This window comes from Zoogloea sp., assembly GCF_028689785.1.
GTDB lineage: Bacteria > Pseudomonadota > Gammaproteobacteria > Burkholderiales > Rhodocyclaceae > Zoogloea.
The window spans coordinates 1-25982 of record NZ_JAQVCN010000004.1; the positions used below are offsets into that span (position 1 = coordinate 1).

At 66.2% G+C, this 25982-nt stretch carries 23 protein-coding genes; 14 read left to right on the forward strand and 9 right to left on the reverse strand.

Annotated elements, in window-relative coordinates; all coding sequences use genetic code 11:
* From PHI64_RS03150 to PHI64_RS03190, 9 genes are all read left to right on the forward strand, one after another.
* Nucleotides 1–1356: ATP-binding protein (locus PHI64_RS03150; RefSeq protein WP_299878447.1), on the forward strand; the 1356-nt coding region annotated here is incomplete at its 5' end.
* Nucleotides 1357–1464: 108 nt separating this feature from the next.
* Complete coding sequence (locus PHI64_RS03155; protein WP_299878450.1) at nt 1465–4689, forward strand: type I restriction endonuclease subunit R; 3225 nt, start codon at nt 1465–1467, stop codon at nt 4687–4689.
* A gap of 117 nt (nt 4690–4806) precedes the next feature.
* Complete coding sequence (locus PHI64_RS03160) at nt 4807–8028, forward strand: CHASE domain-containing protein (protein WP_299878453.1); 3222 nt, start codon at nt 4807–4809, stop codon at nt 8026–8028.
* Between the two features lie 27 nt (nt 8029–8055).
* Complete coding sequence (locus tag PHI64_RS03165; RefSeq protein ID WP_299878456.1) at nt 8056–8817, forward strand: (Fe-S)-binding protein; 762 nt, start codon at nt 8056–8058, stop codon at nt 8815–8817.
* A gap of 1 nt (nt 8818) precedes the next feature.
* Complete coding sequence (locus tag PHI64_RS03170; protein ID WP_299878459.1) at nt 8819–10222, forward strand: LutB/LldF family L-lactate oxidation iron-sulfur protein; 1404 nt, start codon at nt 8819–8821, stop codon at nt 10220–10222.
* Nucleotides 10223–10227: 5 nt separating this feature from the next.
* A complete protein-coding gene (locus PHI64_RS03175; protein WP_299878462.1) occupies nt 10228–10887 on the forward strand; it encodes an LUD domain-containing protein in 660 nt (219 codons plus the stop codon).
* A gap of 56 nt (nt 10888–10943) precedes the next feature.
* Complete coding sequence (locus PHI64_RS03180; protein WP_299878465.1) at nt 10944–12236, forward strand: HD-GYP domain-containing protein; 1293 nt, start codon at nt 10944–10946, stop codon at nt 12234–12236.
* The gene (locus PHI64_RS03185) at nt 12233–14143 is read left to right on the forward strand and encodes a PAS domain-containing hybrid sensor histidine kinase/response regulator (protein ID WP_299878468.1); all 1911 of its coding nucleotides are present in this window, start codon (nt 12233–12235) and stop codon (nt 14141–14143) included. Before PHI64_RS03180 ends, PHI64_RS03185 begins: the two co-directional genes overlap by 4 nt.
* 111 nt (nt 14144–14254) lie before the next feature.
* On the forward strand, nt 14255–14551 hold the full coding sequence (locus PHI64_RS03190) for a hypothetical protein (protein ID WP_299878471.1): 297 nt from the start codon (nt 14255–14257) through the stop codon (nt 14549–14551).
* Here the strand turns inward: PHI64_RS03190 and PHI64_RS03195 are convergent.
* The 3 genes from PHI64_RS03195 to rarD form a co-directional block, all read right to left on the reverse strand.
* Nucleotides 14535–14951, reverse strand: a complete 417-nt coding sequence (locus PHI64_RS03195; RefSeq protein ID WP_299878474.1) for a hypothetical protein — start codon at nt 14949–14951, stop codon at nt 14535–14537. The two genes, PHI64_RS03190 and PHI64_RS03195, sit on opposite strands and share 17 nt — an antisense overlap.
* Nucleotides 14952–15093: 142 nt before the next feature.
* Nucleotides 15094–16002 (reverse strand): ROK family protein, encoded by a 909-nt coding sequence (locus PHI64_RS03200; protein ID WP_299878477.1) that lies wholly within the window; start codon nt 16000–16002, stop codon nt 15094–15096.
* A 49-nt stretch (nt 16003–16051) separates the two neighbouring features.
* Nucleotides 16052–16942 (reverse strand): EamA family transporter RarD, encoded by an 891-nt coding sequence (rarD, locus tag PHI64_RS03205; RefSeq protein WP_299878480.1) that lies wholly within the window; start codon nt 16940–16942, stop codon nt 16052–16054.
* A gap of 126 nt (nt 16943–17068) precedes the next feature.
* On the opposite strand from rarD, the gene PHI64_RS03210 reads away from it, so the two are divergent.
* Nucleotides 17069–17389 (forward strand): DUF1840 domain-containing protein, encoded by a 321-nt coding sequence (locus PHI64_RS03210; protein ID WP_299878483.1) that lies wholly within the window; start codon nt 17069–17071, stop codon nt 17387–17389.
* A 22-nt stretch (nt 17390–17411) separates the two neighbouring features.
* Nucleotides 17412–17789, forward strand: a complete 378-nt coding sequence (locus PHI64_RS03215) for a hypothetical protein (protein ID WP_299878486.1) — start codon at nt 17412–17414, stop codon at nt 17787–17789.
* A gap of 20 nt (nt 17790–17809) precedes the next feature.
* On the opposite strand, the gene PHI64_RS03220 is transcribed toward PHI64_RS03215, so the two are convergent.
* Entirely contained in the window at nt 17810–18409 is a 600-nt protein-coding gene (locus PHI64_RS03220) for a cysteine hydrolase family protein (protein ID WP_299878489.1), read from the reverse strand.
* A gap of 175 nt (nt 18410–18584) precedes the next feature.
* Here PHI64_RS03220 and PHI64_RS03225 point away from each other — a divergent pair, with 175 nt between their 5' ends.
* A complete protein-coding gene (locus PHI64_RS03225; protein WP_299878492.1) occupies nt 18585–19451 on the forward strand; it encodes a LysR family transcriptional regulator in 867 nt (288 codons plus the stop codon).
* A 117-nt stretch (nt 19452–19568) separates the two neighbouring features.
* Nucleotides 19569–20333, forward strand: coding sequence for an EAL domain-containing protein (locus PHI64_RS03230; protein ID WP_299878495.1), 765 nt, complete (start codon nt 19569–19571; stop codon nt 20331–20333).
* Here the strand turns inward: PHI64_RS03230 and PHI64_RS03235 are convergent.
* From PHI64_RS03235 to PHI64_RS03250, 4 genes are all read right to left on the reverse strand, one after another.
* A complete protein-coding gene (locus tag PHI64_RS03235; protein WP_299878498.1) occupies nt 20320–22164 on the reverse strand; it encodes a VWA domain-containing protein in 1845 nt (614 codons plus the stop codon). The two genes, PHI64_RS03230 and PHI64_RS03235, sit on opposite strands and share 14 nt — an antisense overlap.
* Nucleotides 22165–22181: 17 nt before the next feature.
* Nucleotides 22182–22964 carry a 3-hydroxybutyrate dehydrogenase gene (locus tag PHI64_RS03240; RefSeq protein ID WP_299878500.1) on the reverse strand — a complete coding sequence of 261 codons (783 nt, stop codon included), beginning with the start codon at nt 22962–22964 and terminating at the stop codon, nt 22182–22184.
* A 193-nt stretch (nt 22965–23157) separates the two neighbouring features.
* Nucleotides 23158–23625: a hypothetical protein gene (locus PHI64_RS03245; RefSeq protein WP_299878502.1), complete on the reverse strand. Its 468-nt coding sequence runs from the start codon at nt 23623–23625 to the stop codon at nt 23158–23160.
* Nucleotides 23626–24011: 386 nt separating this feature from the next.
* Nucleotides 24012–24413 (reverse strand): hypothetical protein, encoded by a 402-nt coding sequence (locus PHI64_RS03250; protein WP_299878505.1) that lies wholly within the window; start codon nt 24411–24413, stop codon nt 24012–24014.
* A gap of 100 nt (nt 24414–24513) precedes the next feature.
* Between PHI64_RS03250 and PHI64_RS03255 the strand changes: the two genes are divergently transcribed.
* Nucleotides 24514–24840, forward strand: a complete 327-nt coding sequence (locus PHI64_RS03255) for a cupin domain-containing protein (protein WP_299878508.1) — start codon at nt 24514–24516, stop codon at nt 24838–24840.
* A 4-nt stretch (nt 24841–24844) separates the two neighbouring features.
* Here PHI64_RS03255 and PHI64_RS03260 read toward each other — a convergent pair whose 3' ends face one another.
* On the reverse strand, nt 24845–25978 hold the full coding sequence (locus tag PHI64_RS03260; RefSeq protein ID WP_299878511.1) for a sensor domain-containing diguanylate cyclase: 1134 nt from the start codon (nt 25976–25978) through the stop codon (nt 24845–24847).
* Nucleotides 25979–25982 lie beyond the last annotated feature (4 nt).

Sequence of the window (25982 nt, forward strand, 5' to 3'; positions counted from 1 at the left end):
GAGGCAAAAACGGGGCTACACCGCAGGGAAAGGCGGCGTTTGCTCAGCGAAATTGAATCGAATTGGGTCGCGATCATCGTTGCGCGGCGGAATTCATTGAAAACCTCGGGTTATTCGAGGTGCCCAGCCAAAGGTCTTACCATTCAAGACCTCGACCCACTTCAGATTGAGCGCGCACGCCGCATCTTGCGGAGCAAGGCGCCTTCATCCGGCCTCATTGGTTTGCCCGACATCGAGTTCCTGCAAGGGTTGGAGGGCATTCGGGGAGGCCAGGTGACACACGCGGGCATGATTCTGTTTGCACGGCAGGAGGTGCTCTCGGCGCATTGCCCCCAGGCGCAGTTTCACTATGTGCTGCACGACAGCGAAACGAGCGTAGCCCGCAACGACATCGAACGCCTACCCTTGCTTGAGGCCGTTGAACGAATCGAACAGATCTTCCAGGGGCCACTGAACCCCGAACAGGAAATCGAGGTGGGCTTGTTCAAGCTGCGCATTCCCCAGTTTCCGCTGGAGGGGGTACGCGAAGCGGTGCTCAATGCCCTGACTCACCGGGACTACCAGCACCCCGGTGAGATTCTGGTACGCCACTCAAAGCAGGAACTGGTCGTCACCAGCCCGGGCGGGTTCATTGATGGCATCACGCCAGAGAACATCCTTCGCCACGAGGCGGTGCCTCGGAATCGGACGCTTGCCAATGCGTTGGTGAAATTGCGTCTGGTGGAATCATCCGGCATCGGACGCAAGCGGATATTCAGATCAGCGTTGGTTTACGGCAAACGGCGCCCTGAATACACGACAGACGGGCATGCGGTGACGCTGAAGATTTTCAATCAGGGAGCGCATGAGGCGCTCGCACGCCTCGTGGCCAAGCTGGATGGCCAAGGCGCCGAGGTCGGTCTGGATCAGCTGCTGGTGCTGGATGCACTGCGTGGGCAGGATTACATCGACGTCAGCCAGGCATCAGAGGTGCTACAGCTCTCGCGGGAAGATGCCCGTCGCGTGCTTGACGGCATGTGCCTCCCTCCACTGAACCTGATCGAACGACGGGGCTATTCATCATCGGCTACATTCCATCTTGCCAAAGGGGTGGCGAAGGATCTGAAGGGCAAGGCCGCCTACACAAAGGCCAGAGGTCTCAATCCAGTCAGATACGCAGAGATGGCTCGGGAGTATCTACGCGATCACAAACGCATCACCAACACGGATCTGCGCGAACTGCTCGGTTTGGGAGACTCCGCATCTGCACAGGTTGAGGCATCACGTTACTTGAAGAAGTGGAGCCAGGATGATGGCTTCCTGGAGCGGCAAGGCACTGGAAACAAGATCTTCTATGTCCAGAAAAAACACGCTTAGCAAGTGCTTAGCAAACCGGCGGATGCGTTTAAGAAGACCATAAAACACAATAAAAACAACACCCTAAACAAGTAACCACCAAGCTGACTGCTAAGAAGGCTCCCACTAATGACTGAAGACCAGCTCGAACAGGAAGCCCTCGGCTGGCTGGCCGAGGTGGGTTACACGCCGCTCCGCGGCCCGGAGCTGGCCCCGGACGGCGAGCGCCCCGAGCGCGGCAGCTACCAGCAGGTGCTGCTGGTGGAGCGCCTGCGTGCGGCCATCGCCCGCCTCAACCCGCTGCTCACCACCGCTGCGCGGGAAGACGCGTTGCAACAGGTGCGGGACCTGGGCATCCCCGCGCTGCTGTCGGCCAACCGGCGCTTCCACCAGCTGCTGGTGACCGGCGTGCCGGTCGAGGTGCAGCGTGGCGGCGAAACCCTGGGCGATTTTGCCCGCCTGATCGACTGGGCTGACCCATCGAACAACGAGTGGCTGGCCATCAACCAGTTCACCGTCAAAGGCCCGCACCACACCCGCCGGCCGGACATCGTGCTCTTCGTGAATGGCCTGCCCCTGGTGGTCATCGAGCTGAAGAACCCGGCCGACGCCAACGCCGACATCTGGAAGGCCTTCGAGCAGCTCCAGACCTACAAGGCCCAGACGCCGGACCTGTTCCAGTACAACGAGGTGCTGGTGATCTCCGACGGCTCGGATGCCCGCATGGGCTCGCTGTCGGCCGATGCCGAGCGCTTCATGCAGTGGCGCACCATCGACGGCGTCAGGCTCGACCCGCTGGGCGAGTTCAACGAGCTGGAGACCCTGATCCGCGGCGCGCTCGCCCCGGCAATGCTGCTCGACTACCTGCGCTACTTCGTGCTCTTCGAGGACGACGGCGGGCTGGTGAAGAAGATCGCCGGCTACCACCAGTTCCACGCGGTGCGGGCGGCGATCCAGCAGGTGATTGCGGCCTCGCGGCCCTGCGGCGCTGCGGCCACCAGGGGCAAGGGCGGCGTGGTGTGGCACACCCAGGGCAGCGGCAAGAGCATCACGATGACCTGCTTCGCCGCGCGGGTGATGCAGGCCACGGCGATGGAGAACCCCACCATCGTGGTCATCACCGACCGCAACGACCTGGACGGCCAGCTCTTCGGCGTGTTCTCGCTGGCTCAGGATCTGCTGCGGGAGCAGCCGGTGCAGGCGGGCACCCGGCAGGATCTGCGCCGGCTGCTGGCCAAGCGCCCGTCCGGCGGCATCGTGTTTGCGACGATCCAGAAGTTCATGCCGGGCGAGGACGAGGACGTCTTTCCGCTGCTCTCGGACCGGCACAACATCGTGGTCATCGCCGACGAAGCCCACCGCACCCAGTACGGCTTCGAGGCGAAGCTCAAGCTGCGTAGGGGCGAAGTCATTCGCCCGCAGTCCGTACCGCAGGGCGAGGCCGCCAATCAGCGCGGATGGGCGAATAAATTCGCCCCTACAGGAGCGTCGCTGCCCATGGCTGCCGAGCCCCGGGCAGCCTATGTTGTCGGCTACGCCCAGCACCTGCGCGACGCGCTGCCCAACGCCACCTTCGTGGCCTTCACCGGCACGCCCGTGTCCAGCGAGGACCGGGACACCCGCGCGGTGTTCGGCGACTACATCCACATCTACGACATGCAGCAGGCCAAGGAAGACGGCGCCACGGTGGCGATCTACTTCGAGTCGCGCCTGGCCAGGCTGTCGCTGAAGGCCGACGAACTGCCGCACATCGACGACGAGGTGGATGAGCTGGCCGAAGACGAGGAGGAAAGCCAGCAGGCCCGCCTGAAGAGCAAGTGGGCGGCGCTGGAGAAGGTCGTCGGCGCCGAACCCCGCATCGCCAGAGTGGCGGCGGATCTGGTGGCCCACTTCGAGGAGCGCAACAAGGCCATCATCGGGCAAATGCGAGGCAAGGCGATGGTGGTGGCGATGAGCCGCGACATCTGCGTGCATCTCTACAACGAGATCGTGAAACTCCGGCCCGACTGGCACGACGATGACCCCGAGAAGGGCGCGATCAAGATCGTGATGACCGGATCAAGCAGCGACAAGGCCCTGCTGCGCCCGCATCTCTACAGCAAGCAGGTCAAGAAGCGCCTGGAAAAGCGCTTCAAGGACCCGGCCGACCCACTGCGCTTGGTGATCGTGCGGGACATGTGGCTGACCGGCTTCGACGCGCCCTGCGTGCATACCCTTTACGTGGACAAGCCCATGAAGGGCCACAACCTGATGCAGGCCATCGCCCGGGTGAATCGCGTCTTCAAGGACAAGCAAGGCGGGCTGGTGGTGGACTACATCGGCATCGCCAACGAGCTGAAGTCTGCACTCAAGGACTACACCGCCAGCCAGGGCCGCGGCCGCCCGACGGTGGATGCGGCCGAGGCTTACGCCGTGCTGGAAGAGAAGCTCGACATCCTGCGCGGGCTGCTCCACGGCTTCGACTACGCCGACTTCCTGAGCGCCGGCCATCGGCGTCTCGCGGGCGCGGCCAACCATGTGCTGGGCATCAAGGACGGCAAGAAGCGCTTCGCCGATCAGGCGGTGGCCATGTCCAAGGCCTTCACCCTGTGCTGCACGCTGGACGAGGCCAAGGCCGTGCGCGAGGAAGTGGCCTTCTTCCAGGCGGTGAAGGTGATCCTCACCAAGCGCGACCTCACCCACAAGAAGAAGACCGACGAGGAGCGGGAGCTGGCCATCCGCCAGATCATCGGCTCGGCGGTGGTGTCGGAGGATGTGGTGGATGTGTTCGAGGCGGTGGGCCTCGACAAGCCCAACATCGGTATCCTCGACGACGAATTTCTGGCCGAGGTGCGCAACCTCCCGGAACGCAATCTCGCGGTGGAACTGCTTGAGCGCCTGCTGGAAGATGAGATCAAGTCCCGCTTCTCAAGCAACGTGGTGCAGGAGAAGAAGTTCTCCGAACTGCTGGCCAATGTGGTCAAGCGCTACCAGAACCGCGCCATCGAGACTGCCCAGGTGATCGAGGAGCTGATCGAGATGGCGAAGAAGTTCCACGCTGCCGCCACCCGCGGCGAAGAGCTAGGCCTGACGGAAGACGAGATCCGCTTCTACGATGCCCTGGCTGACAACGAATCGGCGGTGCGCGAGCTGTCCGACGAAACCCTCAAGAAGATTGCCCACGAACTGACCGAGAACCTGCGCAAAAACCTGTCGGTGGACTGGTCGGAGCGGGAGAGTGTGCGCGCCCGGCTGCGCCTGATGGTCAAGCGCATCCTGCGCAAGTACAAATACCCGCCGGATGAGCAGGAGGGCGCGGTGGAGCTGGTGCTGCAACAGGCGAAGGCTCTAGGTGAGGCATGGATGGCCTGCTGAGGGCGGAACCTGACCGCCAATCGGCACAGATCAAGACAGGCGCCCCGGTTCTGACCTAGACTCGGCGGCGCTACCACTTGATCCAGCGCCGCGCCTGTCCGCGGCGTGCGCCTGCACTTGAAACCACACACCCTCGCCGAAATCGGACGGACACCGGTCATCGCCCTGGCCTACCTGGCGCTGGGCGGGCTGGGGCTGATCTTTGCGATCGCGCCGGGTTACGCCAGCCCGATCTTTCCGGCCTCCGGGCTGGCGCTGGCGATCACCCTGATCCTGGGCGCGCGCGCCCTGCCCGGCATCTGGCTAGGCTCGGTCTGTCTCAACAGCGGGCTGGCGTTGAGCAGTGCCAGCTTCTCCGGCACCACCTTTGCCGCCGCCGCCCTGATTGCCTGTGGCGCGGTGGCCCAAGCCTGGGTGGGGCGCCTGCTGATCCGACGCATGGAGGGGGAGCACTGGCACAGGCTGGAACATGAGCGGCATGTGATCCTCTTCCTGCTCATCGGGGGCCCGCTGGCCTGCCTGGTGTCGGCCAGTATCGGCATCGTCAGCCTGGCCGCTCTGGGCGTACTGCCAGCTGCGGCGTGGGCCTTTGCGTGGTGGAACTGGTTTGTTGGCGACACCCTTGGGGTGCTCACCTTCGCGCCCCTGTGCCTGTCGTTGCTGCTGCAGCGGGTGCCCCTCTGGCGCTCCCGTCTGCAGCAGATGGCCGTTCCGATGTTGCTCACCCTGGTATGTGTGGGCACAGCCATATACATCACCGGACACTGGGAAGAGCAGGGGCAGGCAGACAGGCTCAAGGCCGATGCCAAGGCTCTCCAGGACCGCATTGCCGATCGCCTGCTGGCCCACCAGGAGGCCCTGCTGGCCCTGCGGCGCCTGATCGAGATTGCCCCGGATCTCTCCCCCGAGCAATTCGAGCGTTACACCTTGTCCATCCTGCAGGACAACCCGGACATCGCCGCCCTCAGTTTCAATGCCGCGGTGCCGGCCGCCGAGCGCGACGACTTCGAGCGCAATACAGCCCGGCGCCTGGGCCAGCCGAACTTCCGGATCAACGAGCGCACACCTGCGGGCGAAAGCGTGCCCGCAGCCCGGCGGGACATCCATGTGCCGGTCAGCCAGATTGTGTCCAGGGACACCAACACCTTCGCCCTCGGCTTCGATCTCCAGTCAGAACCCCTGCGCCGGGACGCGGTGGCGCGTGCCATGCAGCAAGGCACCAGCATTGCCGTCACTGCGCCAGTTCAGTTGGTCCAGGACGCCATGCCGGTCCGCTCGGTGCTGATGCTGGCCCCCGCCCATCGCCACCCGCGCCCGGGCGACCCGCGGCCAGCCCCCCTGCTGGGCTTCGCGGTCGCCGTGATCCAGCTCGACACCCTGGTGGACACCGCGCTCGCCGGGGCCATGCCGGCCGGGCTGGCAGTGAGTCTGAGCGACCCCGCCGCCGGCCCCCTCACCTTGCGCAGCCACACCTCCGACCCCGGCGCGCCGAGCCGGGGCTACTGGCGCGGAACGCTCACCGTCGGCGACCGCCAATGGCTGCTGGAGACTCAGGCCAGCGACGCCTACCTGCAGCAGAACCGCCCCTGGGTGGCCTGGGCCGTGGGCGTTGTTGGCCTGCTCTTCGCGGCGCTGTTGCAAACCCTGATGCTCGGCATGACGGGTCGCACCGCCATCATCCAGCGCAAAGTCGAAGAGCAGACCGCCGACATCGCCGCCAAAAACCGGGAGCTGGCCCTGACCATGGTGTCGGTGGATCGCTCCTCCGACGGCACCTACTGGATCGACGAGGATGGGCACATCGTGCGGGTCAACCCGGCCGCCTACCAGATGCTTGGCTATACCCGGGACGAACTGACCCGGCTGCGCATCCACGACGTGGACATGGGCCTCGATGCCAGGCGCTGGGCGGCCCACCGAACCAACCTCGACTTACGCCGCGGCGAGCACTTCGAAACCACCTACCGGCGCAAGGATGGCAGCACCTTCCCGGTCGCCATCGCTACCGCCGTGGTCCACACCGACGAGCAGTGCTATTTCTACGCCACAGCCCGTGACATCAGCACCAGCAAGCTCACCGAGGCCGAACTGAAACGCCATCGGGACCACCTGGAAGAGCTGGTTGCCGCCCGCACCGCCGACCTGTCCATCGCCAAGGAAGCCGCCGAGAGTGCCAACCGTGCCAAGAGCGTCTTCCTGGCCAACATGAGCCACGAGCTGCGCACCCCGATGAACGCCATCATCGGCCTCAACCACATGCTCTCCCGCCGCAACACCGACCCAGCCCAGAAAGACAAGCTGACCAGCGTGGGGCGGGCCGCCCAGCACCTGATGCAGCTCCTCAACGACATTCTCGAACTGTCCCGCATCGAAGCCGAGCGCATGCCCCTGGAGAGCATCCCCTTCCGCTTCGACACGATCAGCGGTCATGTGGCCAGCCTGGTCGGCCCCGAAGTGGCCGCCAAAGGTCTCAGCCTGGACATCCACATCGCCCCGCCCCTGGCCGCCCAGCCCCTGCTGGGCGATCCGCTGCGCCTGCAGCAGGTCCTGCTCAACCTGGTCGGAAACGCCATCAAGTTCACTGCCCGGGGCGGCATCCGCATCCGTGCCGACATTGCCGCCGAACAGGGCGATACCCTGCAGCTGCGGGTCGAGGTGGACGATGACGGCATCGGCATAGCGCCCGATACCCGCCAGCGCATCTTCGAACCCTTCGAGCAGGCCGATGGCTCCACCACCCGGCGCTTCGGCGGCACCGGCCTCGGACTGTCCATCTCGAAACGCCTGGTTCGGCTGATGGGCGGCGAGATCGGCATCGGCGAACACCTGGGCCAGGGCAGCACCTTCTGGTTCACCGTCCGGCTCCAAAAGGCCGCAGCCTGCTCGGAAGACGCGGCCGCCAACGGCCCCAGTGGCCTGGAAGCCGAGCAGGCTCTGCGCACCCACCATCGGGGCCGGCGCATCCTCTTTGTCGAAGACGACGTGGTGAACCAGGAAGTGGGCGTGGAGATGCTGAGGGAAGTGCTCGGCCTCGACACCGAGCTGGCCGGCAACGGAGAGGAGGCCGTCCGCATGGCCACCGCCCACCCCTATGACCTGATCCTGATGGATATCCAGATGCCGGTCCTCGACGGCCTGGCAGCCACCCGGCAGATCCGCAACCTGCCCGGCTACGCCCGCACCCCCATGGTGGCCATGACCGCCAACGCCTACGAGGAAGACCGCCAGGCCTGCCGCGCCGCCGGCCTGGACGACTTCATCGCCAAACCGGTAGACCCGGATCTGCTCTACATCACCCTGCTGCGCTGGCTGAATCAAAGCCAGCCAGACGCCACCTGACAACATTGTCTCTTTCCAGGACTCCCCATGCCTCGCGTCGGCCTGTTTGCCACCTGCCTGATGAACCTCTTCCGCCCCTCCGTCGGCTTTGCCGCCGCCCAGCTACTGGAGGACGCCGGCTGCACTGTCGAGGTGCCCATGGCCCAGACTTGCTGTGGCCAGCCCGGCTACAACAGCGGTGACTTCGACGCCGCCCGAACGTTGGCGAAGCAGGTCATCACCACCTTCGAAGGCTTCGATTACGTGGTCGGCCCCTCCGGCTCGTGCATGGCCACCCTGCGCCACGACTACCCGAAACTGTTCGAGGACGACCCCGAATGGCACCCCCGCGCCGCGGCCCTGGCCGCCCGCAGCCACGAGCTGCTGTCCTTCCTCACCGACGTGTGCGGCGTCACCGCAGTGAACGCGGCCTACACCGGCACCGTCACCTATCACGATTCCTGCTCCGGCCTGCGCGGCCTGGGCGTAAAAGCCCAGCCGCGCCTGCTGCTCGGCTCGGTGGAAGGGCTACAACTCACCGAAATGCCGGATGCCGAAGTGTGCTGCGGCTTCGGCGGCACCTTTTGCGTGAAATACCCGGAAATCTCCGGGCGCATGGTGGATGACAAGCTGGCCAATGTGGCGGCCACCGGCGCAGACACCCTGCTCGGCGGTGACCTGGGCTGCCTGATGAACATGGCCGGGCGGCTGCGCCGTCAGGGCTCGAAGCTCAAGGTCTTCCACACAGCCGAGGTGCTGGCCGGCATGGCCACCGGCAGCGGCATCGGCATCGGCGACGGAGAGCACTGAGATGGACGTGAGCAGCCCCCGCTTCAAGGAAAAGGCCGTCATCGCCCTGGCCGACCCCACCCTGCGCCAGGCACTCGGCCAGTCGCGCAAGGGCTTCGTGAACAAGCGCGCCGAGCTGGTCGCCGCCCTGCCCGAATTCGAGGCCCTACGCGACCAGGCCCGCGACGTGAAGAACCACGTACTGGAAAACCTCGACCACTATCTGGAACGCTTCGACAGCGCCGTGACCGCCGCCGGTGGCCACGTGCACTGGGCACGGGACGCCGAGGAGGCGCGCAACATCATTCTCGGCATCTGCGAGCGGGTGCAGGCCCGGACCATCACCAAGGGCAAGTCCATGGTGTCGGAAGAGGTGAACCTCAACGCGGCTCTAGAGAAGCGCGGCTACACTGTGGTCGAGACCGACCTGGGCGAGTACATCATTCAGCTCGCCAAGGAACCGCCCTCCCACATCATCGCGCCGGCCATCCACAAGACGAAAGAACAAGTCTCCGACCTGTTCGAGGCCGCCCACGGCGGGCCGCGCAAGACCACCGTCGCCGACCTGGTCACCGAAGCGCGCCTGGTATTGCGCGACAAATACTTCAAGGCCGACGTGGGCATCACTGGCGGCAACTACCTGGTGGCCGAAACAGGCTCATCCATCATCGTCACCAACGAAGGCAATGGCGACCTGACCCAGACCCTGGCCAAGGTGCACATCGTCACCAGCGGCATCGAGCGCATCGTGCCGACCCTGGAAGACGTCAGCCTGTTTCTGCGCATCCTGGCCCGCAGCGCCACCGGGCAGGAGACCGAAACCTACACCACGCTATCCACCGGCCCACGCCGGCCGGGCGACGTGGACGGCCCCGAGGAGTTCCACGTGGTGCTGGTGGACAACGGCCGCTCGAAGATGCTCGGCGGCAAGTTCCAGGACATGCTGCGCTGCATTCGCTGCGGGGCCTGCATGAACCACTGCCCGGTGTATGGTGCGGTGGGGGGCCATGCCTACGGCTGGGTCTATCCCGGCCCCATGGGCTCGGTGCTCACCCCCCTCTTTGTCGGTCTGGATGCCACCCGCGATCTGCCCAACGCCTGCACCCTCAATGGCCGCTGCCAGTCGGTATGCCCGGTGCGCATCCCCCTGCCCGAACTGCTGCGCGAACTGCGCCACCAGCAACATCAGCGGGGCATCAGTCCGCCAGTGCAACGCCGTGCCCTCGGCGTGTGGCGTTTCGTGGCGGAACGGCCGGGGCTCTACCAGTTTGCCAACCGCCTCGCCGCACGAGCCCTGAAAGGCCTTAGCGGCCGCAACGGGCGTCTGCGGCATCTGCCCTTCGCCAGCGGCTGGACGGCCCTGCGCGACCTGCCCGCCCCGGAGGGCAAGACCTTTCTTGAACTATGGCACGCTCGCCAAACCTGACCCCCATGCCCGAATCCCGTAGCGCCATCCTCCAGCAGATCCGCGCCGCCCTAGGCCGCGGCCCCCTTTCCGACGCGGCGGCGGCGGCCCTGGATGCACGCCGCCCGGCCCACCCCCGCATCGCCGTTGACGACGACGATCTGGTGGCGCGCTTCGTCACCCGCTTCGAAAGCCGCTCGGGCACGGTGGCCCGTGTCAGCGGCGTCGACGCCATCCCCGCCGCCGTCGACGCCTACCGCCAGGCCCACGGCCTGCCGCCCCGCGCCGCCGTCGCCCGCCCCCTGGCCGGGCTGGCCTGGCCCGCCGGCTTCATCCACCACCCGGGCCCCGCCGGCCAGGACGAACAGATGTCGGTGACCCCCTGCCTTGCCGGCATTGCCGAGATCGGCAGCCTGATCCTGGCATCCGGGCCCGACAGCCCAACGACCCTCAATTTCGTGCCCGACCACCACCTCATCGTGCTGCCGGCCGGGCGCATCGTGCGCCACTTCGAAGACGCCTGGACGCTGCTGCGTGCCCTGCCCGGCGGCCTGCCCCGTGCCACCAACATCATCTCCGGCCCTTCCCGCACCGGCGACGTGGAACTCACCATCCAGCTCGGTGCCCATGGTCCGCGCAGCGTACACGTGCTGCTGGTAGCGGATGCAGACCGGGCTACGCCCTAAACTTCCGCCGCTCAGGGCCGAAATAGCAGCTATCGTCCGCCACCGGCCCCCGTCCGATGCCGCCTGCTTCACATCAGGATTTTGTCCTGACCCCCGACCAGCTATGCGTCGGGGTGTTCATCCATATCGACCTGCCCTGGTTCAGCCACCCGTTCAGTTTCAACAGTTTCAAGATCCGCTCGGCCGAGCAACTGGCAACCCTGCGCACGCTGGGGGTCACGCATTTCCGCTACGACCCCGATCGCTCCGACGTGCAGCCCCGCGGCCTGACCGCCGCTCCGCCGGCCCCGGCCCAGCCCCCCGAGACCGAAACCGAAGACCCCGCCAACAGCGCCGCCCTGGCCAGTAAACGTGAGCGCATCGCCCGCCTGGCCCAACGCAAGCGGCAGGTCATCGAAGTGGAAAAGGCCTTGGTAAAGGCTGCCGGGGTGATGCGGAACATCGGAAAAAACCTCTTCGCCCGCCCGAAGGAATGCCTGGAAGAGGTGGATGAGCTGGTGAACCAGATGGTGACCGCCTTCCTTGACCAACCCGAGGTGGCCCTCCATGTGATCGGCGAACATGCCGGCGGCGAGGAAACCTACTACCACGGGCTCAACTGCTCGATCCTGTCGATGATGCTGGCCAAGGAGCTGGGCTTCGCCCGCGCCCACTGCCAGATCCTCGGCGTCGGCGCCCTGCTCCACGACATCGGCCTCAACGACATTCCCGACCGGGTGGCCCGCCCGCGCCACGAGCTGACCGCTCCCGAACGCAACCTGCGCCAGCTTCACTGCGACTACGGCCTGCGCCTGGGCAAGCAGATCGGCCTGCCCGACCCGGTGCTGCGCATCATCGCCCAGCACCACGAGCTGGCTGACGGCAGCGGCTACCCGAACAAGCTCAAAGGCGATCAGATCGACCCCTTGGCGCGCATCGTGTCCCTGGTCAACTACTACGACAACCTGTGTAACCCCGCCGACCTGGCCAAGGCCATGACACCCCATGAAGCCCTGTCCCTGATGTTCGCCCAGCGCCGCGCCAAGTTCGACACCCGGGCCCTGCAGGTGATGATCCGCTGTCTCGGCGTGTACCCCCCCGGCACCGTCGTCAAACTCTCCAACGACGCCCTCGCCCTGGTGTCCTCCGTCAACCCGGCCAAGCCCCTGCGCCCCTGGGTCACGGTCTACGACCCGGACATCCCCAAGGACGAAGCCATCATGCTCGACCTGGAGGAAGAACCGGACATCAACATCGCCAAGGCCCTGCGCCCCATCCAGCTCCCCCCCGAGGTGTATGAATACCTCAGCCCGCGCAAGCGGGTGACCTATTACTTCGACGCCGATTCTCGGAAGGGGCGCAGTCAATGAGTGCTGCCTACCAAGACGTCCTCCTCGCTGCAGCAGAAGAAATCCTGCTGCTCGTGGACCCTTCCAGCCTCTCCATCCTGGCCGCCAACCCTGCCGCCGCCCGCCTGCTCGGCCACCCGGCCGATGCCCTCGTGGGCATGTCCATCACCGACATCGAATGCGCCCTGGCCGACCTGTTCTTCTGGGAAGAAGTGCGGGCCGGCGGCGTCATCGAGGAACAGGTGATGGAGGGCCTGTACCGACGCGCCGACGACAGCCTGCTGTCGGCGAGCAAAAACATCCGGCGCATCCCGGAAGGCATCCTGGTACGGGCCACCGACATCGGCGCCCAGAAGCGGGCCGAAGACGAACTGGCCCTGATGGCCTCGCGCCTGCGGGCCACCCTCGAAGCCACCGCCGACGGCATCCTGGTCCTCGACCGGGAGGGTCGCGTGGTCAACATGAACCGCCGCCTGGCCCGCCTGTGGCAACTTCCCGAAGACCTGCTGGCCCGCCACGACGATGCAGCCCTTCTCGGCCACCTGATCCGGGCCGTCGAGGCGCCGGAGGCGCTGCGCCGCCTGCTCACCGACCAGGGCCTCAACGAGAGCTTCGACACCCTCCCCCTGCGGGACGGCCGCATCTTCGAGCTCAGCGCCCGCCCGGCACGCCACGACGAGGAGGTCATCGGCCGGGTATTCTGCGTCACCGACGTTACCGAGCGGCACCGCGCCGAACAGGCCCTGATCGCCGCCCGCGATGCCGCCACCGCCGCCAGCCGCGCCAAGAGCGACTTTCTGGCGATGATGTCCCACGAGATCCGCACCCCGATGAATGGCATCATCGGCATGGCCCAGCTGCTCGAAATGGCCCCCCACTCGGCCGAGCAGAAGGACTACATCAGCACCATCCAGAAGAGCGGTGAAGCCCTGCTCGGCATCATCAACGACATCCTCGACTACTCCAAGATCGAGGCCCGCAAGATGAGCCTCGAACAGGTCTGCTTCGATCTGCGCCAGCTGGTGACCGACGTGGAGCGCCTGTTCCGCCCGAAGGCCAGGGAGAAAGCCCTGGACTTCAGCATAGCCGTCACCGACAACACCCCGCGGGTGCTCATCGGCGATCCGACCCGTCTCCGCCAGGTGCTGATGAACCTGGTGGGCAACGCCTTCAAGTTCACCGCCCACGGCCGCGTCGGCATTCATGTGGCGGCCACCCCCGGCGACGCAGGCCGCACCCACCTGCGCTTCACGGTCAGCGACACCGGCATCGGCATCGCCCCGGACAAGTGTCGGCACATTTTCACGCCCTTCGAGCAGGCCGACATGTCCACCACCCGCCGCTACGGCGGCACCGGCCTCGGCCTGGCCATCTGCCGCATGCTGTGCGAGCTGATGGGGGGCGAGATTGGCGTGGACAGTGAGGAAGGCAGCGGCTCCCGCTTCTGGTTCACCGTGAGCCTGGAGAGTGCCGCCACCGAGGAAAGCACCGCCCCCGAAACCCCGCGCCCCATCCTGCGCCAGAGCACCCGCATCCTGATCGTCGAGGACAACGCGATCAACCGCCTGGTCCTCGGCCGCATGCTCGAACGCTTCGGCGCCCAAGATCTGGTCTATGCCGAGAACGGCGAAGAGGCCCTGGTACGCTGCGCGGATGCCGACTTCGAGCTGATCTTCATGGACGCCCGCATGCCCAGGCTCGACGGCATCGCCACCACCCAGGCCCTGCGGGCCGACGGTAACAAAGCGTACATCATCGGCGTCAGTGCAGACGCCATGAGCGAGGAGCGCCAGGCCGCCCTGGACGCCGGCATGAATGACTACGTCGTCAAACCAGTGGCCCGGGAAGCCCTTGCCGAAGCGATCCAGCGCTGGCGGCAGATCCTGATTGCCGCCCACCATGCCAGCCAGGGCTACAGCGAAAACTGAAAAAAGCACGGCCCGAAGACACAGATTTGCTTACAAACCCGGCCAATCCACAGAGCCCAAGCTCGCTATCCTTGAATCGTTCCGCCCCATCCGGGGTATGAGGAGAGGACCATGCGCAAGATCCGCCAACTGATCATCACCAGCCTGCTGGCCAGCCTCGGGCTCGGTCTGTCATTGAACGCCAGCGCTCACGGTGGCGACCGAGACCGCCATCATCGCCACGACTACGGAGAACGTCACCACGGCTGGAAGCATCACGACCGCCACTACGGCTACCGCGATTACTACCGCCCCCCGCGTGTGGTCTATCAACCCGCCCCCTACTACGCCCCGCCGCCGCGCTACGCCTACACGCCGCAGCCGTCGGTGGTGATCGGCATTCCGCCGCTGGTCATTCCCTTACGCTGAAACTGGGAGAACCCATGACAGGGAGGCGCGTGCTGGCCGAGAAGGCCAGCTGAAGCAAGGGCTCGACATCCGTCCGCAACCCGAACAGCTCTTCCATGCAGCGGATATGGGCGTGGGTGCACTCCTCGATGAGACTCCGGACGATGGTCACCGAGCCCTCGGCGCCGGCTTCCGCCATCAGGCCGACACGCTGTTCGAGTGCAGCCCGGTCAGCGCTGTAGCGCACATCCCCACGGGGCAGCACATGGTTGCGCAGACAGCTGTCACTGGCCCCCAGGGCCAGCCTGCTCACCAGATACTGCATACGCTGCGCCGCATCGACATTGGCGAGGGCAAGCCTCCCGACCAAGGTCATCAGGCTGAGACGGGTGCGATAGACGGGGGCTTGCGTGGTCCACATGGGCTCAAGGTCTCGATTGGGTCAACACATCGGTGAACTGCAAGAATATGGGCAGAAGGCGCTCGCCGGCCAGGAAATCTGTCGCCACCCGCAGCGTGTCATTCTGCACCGATTGCAACAGCTTGTCTCAGCCGGCCTCCATTCACCCGGGCCTGTTCACCGGCCATAACCAGGCCGCACCCCTGACCCCGGACGAATCCCCGTGGACGGCAGCCAACAGACGGGTGACCACCTGATCGGAGAAGACATGGCTCCCCCAGTGACGAGGGACATGCGCATACAGGCGTGCCAGGTTCGACAGCCCGCCGCCGAGCACGATCACATCTGGATCCAGCAGGTTGATCACCCCGGCCAGAGCCCGGGCCAGTCGCGCCTCGTAGCGCTGCAGGGTCGCCTCGCAGGCGGCATCCCCTGCCGCCGCGCCAGACACGATGTCCTCAGGGGGTAATTCAATACCATTCTGCCGGGCGTGATCGGCAGCCATGCCCGGGCCGCTCAGGTAGGTTTCGACGCAACCGGAACGGCCGCAGTAACAGGCCGGCAGGGGCAGATCGTCGCCCCCGGGCAGGGGCAAGGGGTTGTGTCCCCACTCGCCGGCAATCCCGTTGTTCCCATCGAGCACCTGCCCATGCACCACGATGCCGCCCCCCACCCCGGTGCCGAGGATCACCCCGAAGACCACGCCGGCTCCCGCCCCAGCGCCGTCCACCGCCTCGGACAGGGCGAAGCAGTTCGCGTCATTGGCGATGCGCAGCTCGCGCCCAAGCAGGCCTTGCAGATCCGTCAGCAGGGGCCGGCCGATGAGGCAGGTCGAATTGGCATTCTTGATCAGCCCGCTGCGCCGGGACAGGGCGCCGGGCGTACCCACCCCCACCGTTCCGCGGCGGCCCAGTTCGCCCTCCACCGCATCCACCAGTCCGGCCACCACGGCCAGGGTAGCTGCATAGTCGCCCCGGGGCGTCGCTACCCGGCGCCGGGCCAGAGTGCGTCCGTCGTCGTCGAGGGCGATGATTTCGATCTTGGTGCCGCCGAGGTCGATACCGATGCGCATGGACTGAAGATCCAGGGGGAAACCCCGATGATAGCCCCGCCACCACCGTTCAAGCCTGGCTCGCCCGGTACTTCTCCCAGCCGCTCCAGCTATACAGGATCAGCCCGGCCCAGATCAGGCCGAAGGTAAGCAACCGCGCCGGCTGCAGGGGCTCGTCGAAGATCAAAATGGCGGTGAGGAACTGCAGGGTCGGGTTGATGTACATGAGCATGCCCACCGTAGCCAGGTTGAGACGCTGGGCGGCCGCGGCAAACAGCATCAGAGGCAGGGCTGTGAGCACCCCGGAGGCCGCCAGCAGGCCCTGGGTGAGGCCATCAAAGCCCGTGAACACGCTGTGCCCCTGGGCCTGTTGCCACAGGGCGTACAGGCCGATCAGCGGCAGCATGGTGAGGGTCTCCAGCCACAGGCCGGAGATGGCATTCACCGCCACCTGCTTGCGCACCAGCCCGTAGAGCCCGAAGCTGCCGCCGATGAACAGGGATATCCACGGCAGGCTGCCGAGGGTCAGAAACTCGCTACCGACGGCCGCCACGGCCAGCCCCACCGAGGCCCACTCCTTGCCGTTTAGGCGCTCCTTGAGCACCAGCATGCCGAGCAGCACATTTACCAGCGGGGTCAGGAAGTAGCCCAGGCTGGAGGCCACCACCTGGCGCTGGTCCACCGCCCACAGGAAAGCCAGCCAGTTGGAGCCCACCAGCAAGGCCGCCACCCCCAGGCGCAGCACGGTGCCCGGGCGCCGCGCCGCGGCAAGGGTTGCTGGCCAATGATGCCGTGCGCTGAGGATGAGACTGACGAACACACAGCCCCACAGGGCCCGGTTGCACAACACATCCACGGGGCCAACATGGCCAAGCTGGCGGAAGAACAAGGGAAAGAAGCCCCAGATGCCGTAGGCTCCGAGGCCGAAGGCCACACCGGCCAGGCTTGCACGTGGGTCCACGGGTTTACCTTCGCGGAAAGTCGGGAACAAAAGGTATCACCTGCCCCGTCGCTCCGCCCTTGGGGTTTTCCTCCAGACCCGCCGGCAGCCTACAATGGGTCCATTCCACCGCAAGGACGCACTACCATGCTGATCATCTTCAAATCCCCCGCCAGCGGCGACGTCATCATGTTCGAGAAGAACGGCAAGGAGATGCTCACCGTGCTGGGCAAAGACCCGGCCGATCCCAAGGGCATCGTCACCGTCGAGCAACTGCCGGCAGCCATCGCCACCCTGAAGGACGCGATTGCGGCCGACAAGGCTCACCAGGCAGAAAGGGCCGAGACGGACGAAACCGAGGCCAAGCCCGGCGGTGGCGGAGTCAGCTTCTTCCAGCGCGCCGTGCCACTGCTGGAGCTCCTGGAACGCTCCCTGAAAGACAAGCACCCGGTCACCTGGGGCGTTTGAAGCTCACCGGCCGCCTGCCCCCATGACCCGGCGCGATATCGACCTGGCCCTTGAGGTGGTGAGGGCACACCTGCCCGAGCTGGGTATTCCGAAGCGCCTGTGCACCCTGCGCCTGCCGGCATCAGGGCGGGTGGTGGGCCAGTACCGCTGGCATTCCGACACCCTGCGCCTCAACCCACGCTACCTCGCCCCGTTGTCCGAAGCCGACGCCCTCGACCTGCTCGATACGGTACTCCACGAGCTTCTCCACAAGGCCTCGCCCCTGTGGAAACAGCTGCGCGACAGCTTCCGCCACCATCCGGACATCTGGAGGCAGGCGGAAGCCCTGACTGCCCGCCTTGGCCCAAGCTACCTGGCGCAGCGCCGTAGCACAGACCAGGTCGGGCAGCCGCTGGACTGAGTTACCGCCCAGGCGCTGGTTCAGTCGGGAATGTCGGTCACGTCCGGCACCACCACCGCAAACAGATCACCCAGTGCGGCCAGGGCAGCTGCCTGCAGGGCTTCGGCAGCTACGGTACTGCCATCCGGCGCGGCCAGGGGGCGGGTGGCGGTGGCATTGGCCGGCACAGTGACCGCGTAGCCCAGGTTGAAGGCCCCACGGCCCGTGGAGTTGATGCACATGTGGGTCATGAAACCGGCCACCACCACGTTCTTCACCCCGAGGGCCTTCAGGCGCGCATCCAGATCGGTGTTGACGAAGGAGTTGGGGTAGTTCTTCACCACCACCGGCTCGCCCTCGATGGGCGCCACCTTATCGGCAATCGCACCGATCTCGGCCCGGATGTCGTAGGGTGAGCCGGGGCCCGCGTCGTGCTGGATGTGGATCACCGGCACCTTCAGGGCGCGGGCGCGGGCCAGCAGGCTGGCGCAGGCATCCAGGGCCGGCTCGACGCCGCTGAGCTGCATAACCCCCGTGCGGTAGGTGTTCTGGGCATCGACCAGGATGAGAGCCGACTCGGACAGGCGGGACGGGGCTGCGGGGAGGCCGGACAACTGGCGCAGGGTGGTGGAAGCGGTCATGGGATGTCTCCTGTTTGATTGGTGAAGCAGCGGGCACAGACTACTCTCTGTCCAAACCTGCGTGAATTGACATCCACGCCCCGCTTTCCTGCAAAAATGCAGGCTCAAACACGAATGGTGGCAGGTAACTTGAAACTGAGGAAAGCAGGATGACCGCTCAAACGGAGATCTCGAGATGAACTGGGACGACCTGCGTTTTCTGGTGGTGCTCGGCCGCGAAGGGACGCTGGCGGCGGCGGCTCGCAGCCTCAAGGTGGACCAGACCACCGTGGCCCGACGCCTGAGGGCCCTGGAGGACACGCTGGGCACGCCACTGTTCGAGCGCGGCGAAGGGCGCTGGCACCCCACCCCGGTGGGCGCGCGGGTGCTGGAACGTAGCGCACGCATCGAGGAGGACGTGGCCGGGGTGGTGCGCCTGGCCGAGGCCGGCAACCAGGCAGTGAGCGGCCTGGTACGCATCACTGCGGTCAGCGCCATCATCGGCGAATACCTGGTGCCGCGCCTGCCCGACCTGTACGCCCGGCATCCGGATCTGGCCGTGGCGCTGATCGCCAGCAACGACAACCTCAGCGTGGCCCGCCGGGAGGCCGACATCGCCATCCGCCTGGCCCGCCCGGCCAGCGGCGACTTCCTGATCCGCAAGCTGGCCGACGTGGGCTTCGGCATCTACGGCGCCGCCCGGGGCGACCTGCCGGTACGGCCCGATGACTGGGTGGCCTACAACCAGGACCTGGCGCACACGCCGGAGATGCAGCGTCTCGACGCAATGCTGGGCAAAGGCCGGGTGCGCCTGCGCTCCAACAGCCTGCGCGGCCTGGCCCGGGCGGTGGCTGACGGCATCGGCCATGGCATCCTGCCCTGTTTCATGGCCGACCTCGACCCGAGCCTGGTTCGCCTGGGGGGGCCAGAGCCGGTACTGACCCGGGAGCTCTGGATGCTCATTCACCCGGATGCCCGCCCCCAGGCCCGGGTTGCCGCCAGCGCCGACTGGCTGGTGGAGTGCTTCAGCGCCGAGGCGGCGCGCTTCCGCGGCAAACCCTGAAACGGCGGGGCGGGAGGGCCTGCCCCATCATGCTGTCTTCACAAAAGCTTCATTCATTTGGCGTGGAACGGTGGCAACAATAGCGGTATTACCCATTGCTCCCTCCGTCCACGCGCCATGTACTTCAGCGGCCTCGTCTCCCACCTCCAAGACATCCTCGCCTGTCAGGCCCTCAGCTTTGTCTTCCAGCCGGTCTTCGACCTGCGCCGCCGGGAGGTGCTGGGCTACGAGACGCTGATGCGCGGCCCCGTGGACTCGCCGCTGCACACGCCGGAGCAACTGCTGCGGGTGGCCCGGGATGCCGGTCTGGGGCTGCCCCTGGAGCACCTGGCTGTGCGCCGTGCTATCTCCACCTTTATGGCTGCCGGGCTGCCGGGGCGGCTCTTCATCAACCTGAGCGGGGCCATGATCGTCGACCTGGTGCGTGAGGGCGGGCTGCAGGCCGTGCTCCATGCAGAGGGGCTCGACGCCGCCCGGCTGGTGGTAGAGCACATGGAGGCCGACAATACCCCGCCAGCCGGCCTGGACCAGGCCTGGCAACAACTCGCGACCCTGGGCTCTGGCCGCGCCACCGGACGCCCCGACGTGGCGGCGGATTTTCTGAAGCTGGCACCACCCCACACTCGCCGCATTCACACCGAAGCCTTGCGCCGGGAGGCTCTCGCCGGGGTGATGGAAGGGGCTCGCCGACAAAGGCAGCAGGTGATCGCCGAAGGCATCGAAGATGCCCGCGACCTGGCCACGCTGTGCGCAATGGGCTGCAACTGCGCCCAGGGCTACCTCCTGGGCAAGCCGGCCAGCGAGCCGGTGCGCCAGCTGTCGCGCAGCGTGGCCGGACTGCTGGCCACCGCCTGCGACAAGGCGCCCCTCAACCCGCCGTGAGCTGAGCGTAGAGCGCCGGCAGGCGCGCCGGCAGATCGGCCGGATTACGCAGGATGGTGTAGCCGGAGGGCCCGAAGAGGTGGGGCAGATAGCCCTGGCCCTCCTTGTCGATGGTCACACAGAAAGGCCGCACGCCTTCCTGGCGGGCAGCATTTAGGCTCATCCGGGTATCCTCGATACCGTAGCGCCCTTCGTAGTGATCCACATCGTTTGGCTTGCCATCGGACAGGATCATCAGCAGGCGCAGCGCTTCCGGCCGCTTGGCGAGGATCTGTGTGGCGTAGCGGATGGCCGCCCCCATGCGGGTATAGAAGCCGGGCTTGAGCACGCTGATGCGGCCGCGGATACGATCGTCGATCTTCTCGTCGAAGCCCTTGATGCGGTGAAAGCGGATGTGCTCGCGCCGCCGCGACGAGAAGCCGTACAGGCCGAAGGGGTCGCCGGTGGCGCCCAGGGCCTCGGAGAACAGCCACAGACTGTCGCGGATCACGTCGATCACGCGCTGCTCGTCGCTGACCCAGGTATCGGTGGACAGGGACAGGTCAGCCAGCACCAGGCAGCACAGGTCGCGCTCCCGTCGTTCGCAGGACAGGTAGCCGCCATCGCTGCCGGCCACGTGGCCGGTGCGCCGGTCGGCGTAGGCGCGCACGCAAGCATCGATGTCGAGCTCGGGGCCTTCGGGCTGATTCTTGAGCCAGCGCCGGGCCGGGGTAAGGGCCTCCAGTTGGCGACGCAGGCGCCGGGCCGGGGCTTGCAGCCGCGGAGGCAGCGGGCAGGGCTGGGCATCCCGGGGGTCAAGTACGGTGATGCTGCACATGTCCTTCTTCAGCACCTGCTTCTTCCAGTCCCACTCGGGCAGCAGAATGCCGCTCTCCAGCGGAATGTCGTCGTGGGCCGCAGAGGGCAGATCCAGGTCGAAGCGCACTCGCGAGGCGGTGTCCTGACCATCCTGAGCCACGGCGATGCGATCCATGTCCTGAGCCACCCGCGTCGGGTCTTCATCGTCACCCTCTTCGTGGCCACGGTTCACCTTCACGTATTCGGCAAAAGACAGCAGGCTCTCGGCCCGGAAGGGCAGGATCAACCCATTGTGGCCATCGGGCATGTCTTCCTGTTGGGCCTGGCGGCGGCGGTCGGTGGCATCGGCCGACTTGCCGCCCTCCCGGCGTTCGGCCGGGGTCGGATCCGCAGCGGACTGGCGCCTGTCCAGGGCCACGGGTGCCGGATACAGCCACAGGGCTACCGGTGTGGGCGGGCGTCGGGCAGCGGGCAGCGCGGCAACGCTGCCTGGCGCATCCAGGGCCTGGCGGATCGCCCTTTCGGCAGTGGCCTCGTCGGCCGGCAGCTTGCCTGGGTCGGGGCGTTCGGCGAGCACCGCCACCACCAGCCGGCGATAGCGCGCAGCAAAGCCCGGAAAGGCTTCCAGGGTCGCGGCGCTGGCCTGCTGGTTGGCAGCGATCCAGGTATCGGCCGACAGGCCACCGGCCGGCAGGGCGGCCCCCTGGGCGATCAGCCAGAGATACAGATCACGGTTGAGGCTGCGCTCGGGGAAGAGAGCAATCTCGGCCGGCAGACGCAGGTTTTCCTCGTCCCGGGCCGCCTGGGCCACCTTTTCACCGGAGTGGGCCAGGCGCGCCAGCCAGTTGCGGCGTGCGCCGTGCTCCACCTCGGCGGCGGGTGCCACGCGCAGGCCGGCATCCCCCCCCAGGGCACGGAAGAGAATCCCCGCGCTGCGCTCCATGTCGGCCAGGCGCACCACCGCCTCGGGGTGGCTGCGGGTTGCCGCGCGGGTAATGAAACGGTGCCACAAGCCACCGATGAACTCTTCCATGCCTGCCTTTCCCGGGGCTACCTCGCGGTCCAGCCCCCGTCAATCAACTGCACCGAACCGGTCACCGAACGGGCCGCATCGGAACACAGGAACACCGTGAAGGCCGCCACTTCGTCAGCCTCGACAAACTGCTTGGTGGGCTGGGCGGCCAGGATCACCTCACGGATTACCCGGTCTTCCGACAGGTTATGCACCTTGGCCTGATCCACCACCTGCTTTTCCACCAAGGGGGTACGCACATAACCCGGGCACAGGGCATTGCAGGTGATGCCCTGCTCGGCCACTTCCAGCGCCACCGCCTTTGAAAACCCCACCACCGCGTGCTTGCTGGCCGTGTAGGGCGCCTTGAAAGGCGAGGCCACCACACCGTGTGCCGAGGCGATGTTGACGATGCGCCCCCAGCCCCGCGCCTTCATGGACGGCAGCGCCGCCTTGATGGTGTGGAACACCGACGACAGGTTGATGGCGATGAGCTGATCCCAGGTCTCGTCGGGAAAGGCATCTACCGCTGCCACATGCTGGATGCCCGCGTTATTGACCAGGATGTCCACACTGCCGAAGGCCGCAATGGTGGCCTCCACCAGGGCCTGAGCCGATGCGCCCTGGGCCAGGTTGGCCTGGGTGTAGCCCACCTCCACGCCGGTTTCGGCAGCCAACCCGGCACGCAGGGCCTCGGCATCCGCCGCCGGCCGCGAGCCATTGAGCATCACCTTCGCCCCGGCCCGCGCCAGCGCCTGGGCCACCGCCAGACCAATCCCGGAAGTCGAACCCGTCACCAAAGCCGTCCTGCCTGCCAACATCTCAATCTCCTCGATTCGCGCCGGGCCCCTGCCCGGTCAGACAGGGGATGCTACCCGAAGGGCAAGGCAGGAAGACATGGACAGGCATGGATGGCGCGGATTGCATGATTCGGCAGGACTGTAGCCGGCAGGCCAACCTGGCGCCCTGTCCTGGCTCAATTTGCCAGGCCGATCATCACCGACGCAAGACCGGCTACTGGAAGTCCCCCTCGATCCAGCTACGAGCCACCCCCTCGGTCAGCCGGAAATCGGCAACGACCCGTTCTTCCGCAACCTGTTCGCCGAGTTCGTCATGGGCCGTGAGCAGGGCATGGGGCTCGTACTCATCGGGCACCAGGCGCAGGGACACCTCCCACTGCCGCCCCCGCACCGTTACCGACACGGCCCGCAGCGGCCGGCCACCCGCACGCCGCGGCTCGGCAGGCTCCGCCACCTGCCGAGAACTGCGCACCAGCGTCTCGAACGCCGCCTCATCGGGCGGCGGCGGCACACGCACCGGCAGGCACACCTCGATCGGCTCGCCGGACACCACCAGCGCCAGCTGGCACGGCGCCCCGGCCTCCCCGGCAGACACATCCCGCCGCCGCCGGGCCCGGCGCACGACAGGCAGCGGCAGCTGAACGCCATCGACAGGAAACTCGAAACTGGTCTGGTGATTCATGGGCTTGCTTCTAAGGTGTCGCGGTGATCAGGCGCGGGCAGTCACGGCAATCCGTTTAACTGTATAAAAAAACAGCCAACAACTCAAGACCGGAATCAAGCAGCAAGAACATCACAACCCGGGCAGGCCGGCGCGCCCCCTTGTGACTTATTCCCCTTTGTCATCAGAACCAGATCACAGGCCTTTAGCGCAATGGGGGCTAGCATCCAGGCAAAGCCCTATCGATTCAGCATCAGCGTCCGCTGCCATCCGCATGATCTCCACCGACCGCCTCAAGCAGCTCCTCCGCCTGCTCAGCCACCGTCGTGCCCTACCCGCAAACGACCTGCAGTACGCCCTCGGTTGAGGTGTCCTGTCAATAATGACTGATCTGAGCTAAAGCCGCCTCAGCCCGACCTCGGTGGAAAGCACCATTTGAATCTTCCTGCCGCCATCTCCCCTTCCAGCCACTCTCGCACTTCGGCCGGCAAGTCTTCGAGGGACACGGCCACGCATTCACCGGGTGCTACGACCAGACGGATCGCTCCGCACTCCGCAAAAGCCACCCACCTGCCCCCTTCTGCCAGGGGCTGGCATTGCCTGGGATCAAAGGCGTGGGCGTGGCGAGCGTGGCCTGTGGACAGGGCGGCATAGACCTCTTCGAGCTGCGATGCCACCCTGTGCCAGTCGGCCACGGCCTGCGCCAGGCCGGGAGCGATCCCGCCCACCGTCTGGCACAGTGTCAGGTCTGCGCTGACCACCAACAGGGTGCCGCCGGGTCGGAATGCCTTGAGTCCGGCCAGCTTCACGGTCCCGCCTCCGCAAAGCGGAGGAAATGCTTGACCGCCGGCGCTCGTCTGGCACTATCGCGGCACGGGTTTAAACATAATTTTTTTGGGGTCATTCAGCGTGTGGAAAGTCTTCAACCTTAATGAGCTCAAAGGCAAGGTTGCCGGAAATCAGCCGGCCATCTTCGAGTTCCTTCGCAGCTCGCAGATGTCCTGTGCGCTTTATCGGCTGCCGGCGGGCGCTCGGGACATGCAGGCGCCTCATCTGGAAGATGAGCTCTACCTGGTGCTCGAAGGCCGGGCGCGGCTGCGCGTGGACGGGCAGGAGCAGGAGGTGGGGCCGGGGATGGTGCTGTTCGTGGGCGCCACCACGGAACACTCTTTTTTCGACATCACCGAAGACCTGACCCTGATGGCCATGTTCGGGCCGTCCGGCGGCATGCGCTGACGCCCTACAACTCCACCCGGTTCCGCCCCAGGCGCTTGGCGCGATACAGGGCGGTGTCGGCGTGGCGGATGAGTTCATCCGCCGAGGTGCCGTGCCCGGGGTAGGCGGCGATGCCGATGGACAAGGTGGCACACAGCCGGAAGTCGCCAAACGGAACCTCGAGATTGCCGAAGGACAGACGCAGGGCTTCGGCACGCTCTTGGGCCGAAGCCAGGGGCATCGTCGGCATCAACAGCAGGAACTCCTCGCCGCCATAGCGGCATGCCACGTCACCGGCACGGGCCATGCTGCCCAGCAGGGTGGATAGCCGGAGCAGGATTTCGTCGCCGGCCTGGTGGCCGTAGGTGTCGTTGACCTGCTTGAAGTGGTCGATGTCGATGAGGATGAGGGCCAGGGAATGGCCGTCGCGCTTGCAGCGGGAAAGCTCCCTCTCCAGGGTACTGTCCAGATAGCGCCGGTTGTAGAGCCCGGTAAGGGGGTCGCGGTTGGCCTGTTCGCGGAGTTGCTCCTGCAACGCGTCAATCTCCTGCAGGTTCCTGTGCAGGGCGTCATTGACGTTCATAAGCTCCCGTTCGCGCACCTGCAGGGCCTCGCGGGTCAGGCGCAGACGCTGGATGCGGGTGAAGGCGACCTGCCCGAGGGCGGTGAGATAGAGGGTCAGGCCGGCAATGCAGAACAGGGTGGTCGGCCAGTCCGTGTCCGGCGTGAAGTGAAAACCCCACAGCAGGCAACCTATCAGGGCGCCCCCCGGAAATGCCACCAGGGTTTCGGCAACACCGGTCCAGCCCTTGTTGGCGGTGTTGTTGGAGAGGGTGCCAAGCAGACCCGAAAACGTGATCCACAGCGGAAACCCGATGCTGGCGACGCCCATGCCGAGGAACACCGAGTCGGTACGCAGATTACGCAGCTCGCCTCCAGTCGGGTCGCCCAGGCGGCGGGTGCGCAGGTACTGGGCGTGGGGATAGACAAGGAACAACAAGGCCATCTGGCTCCAGAAGGCGGGGCTCTTGGTGTCCGATCCCACGTGCAGAGCAATGACGCCGAACATCATGGCAAAGGCCACGGTGCGCATGCGGTAGTGCATGCGTACAAGCCATGGCACCTTGGAGCGGGCGTCGTCGGTATGGGGCTCGGACATTGTT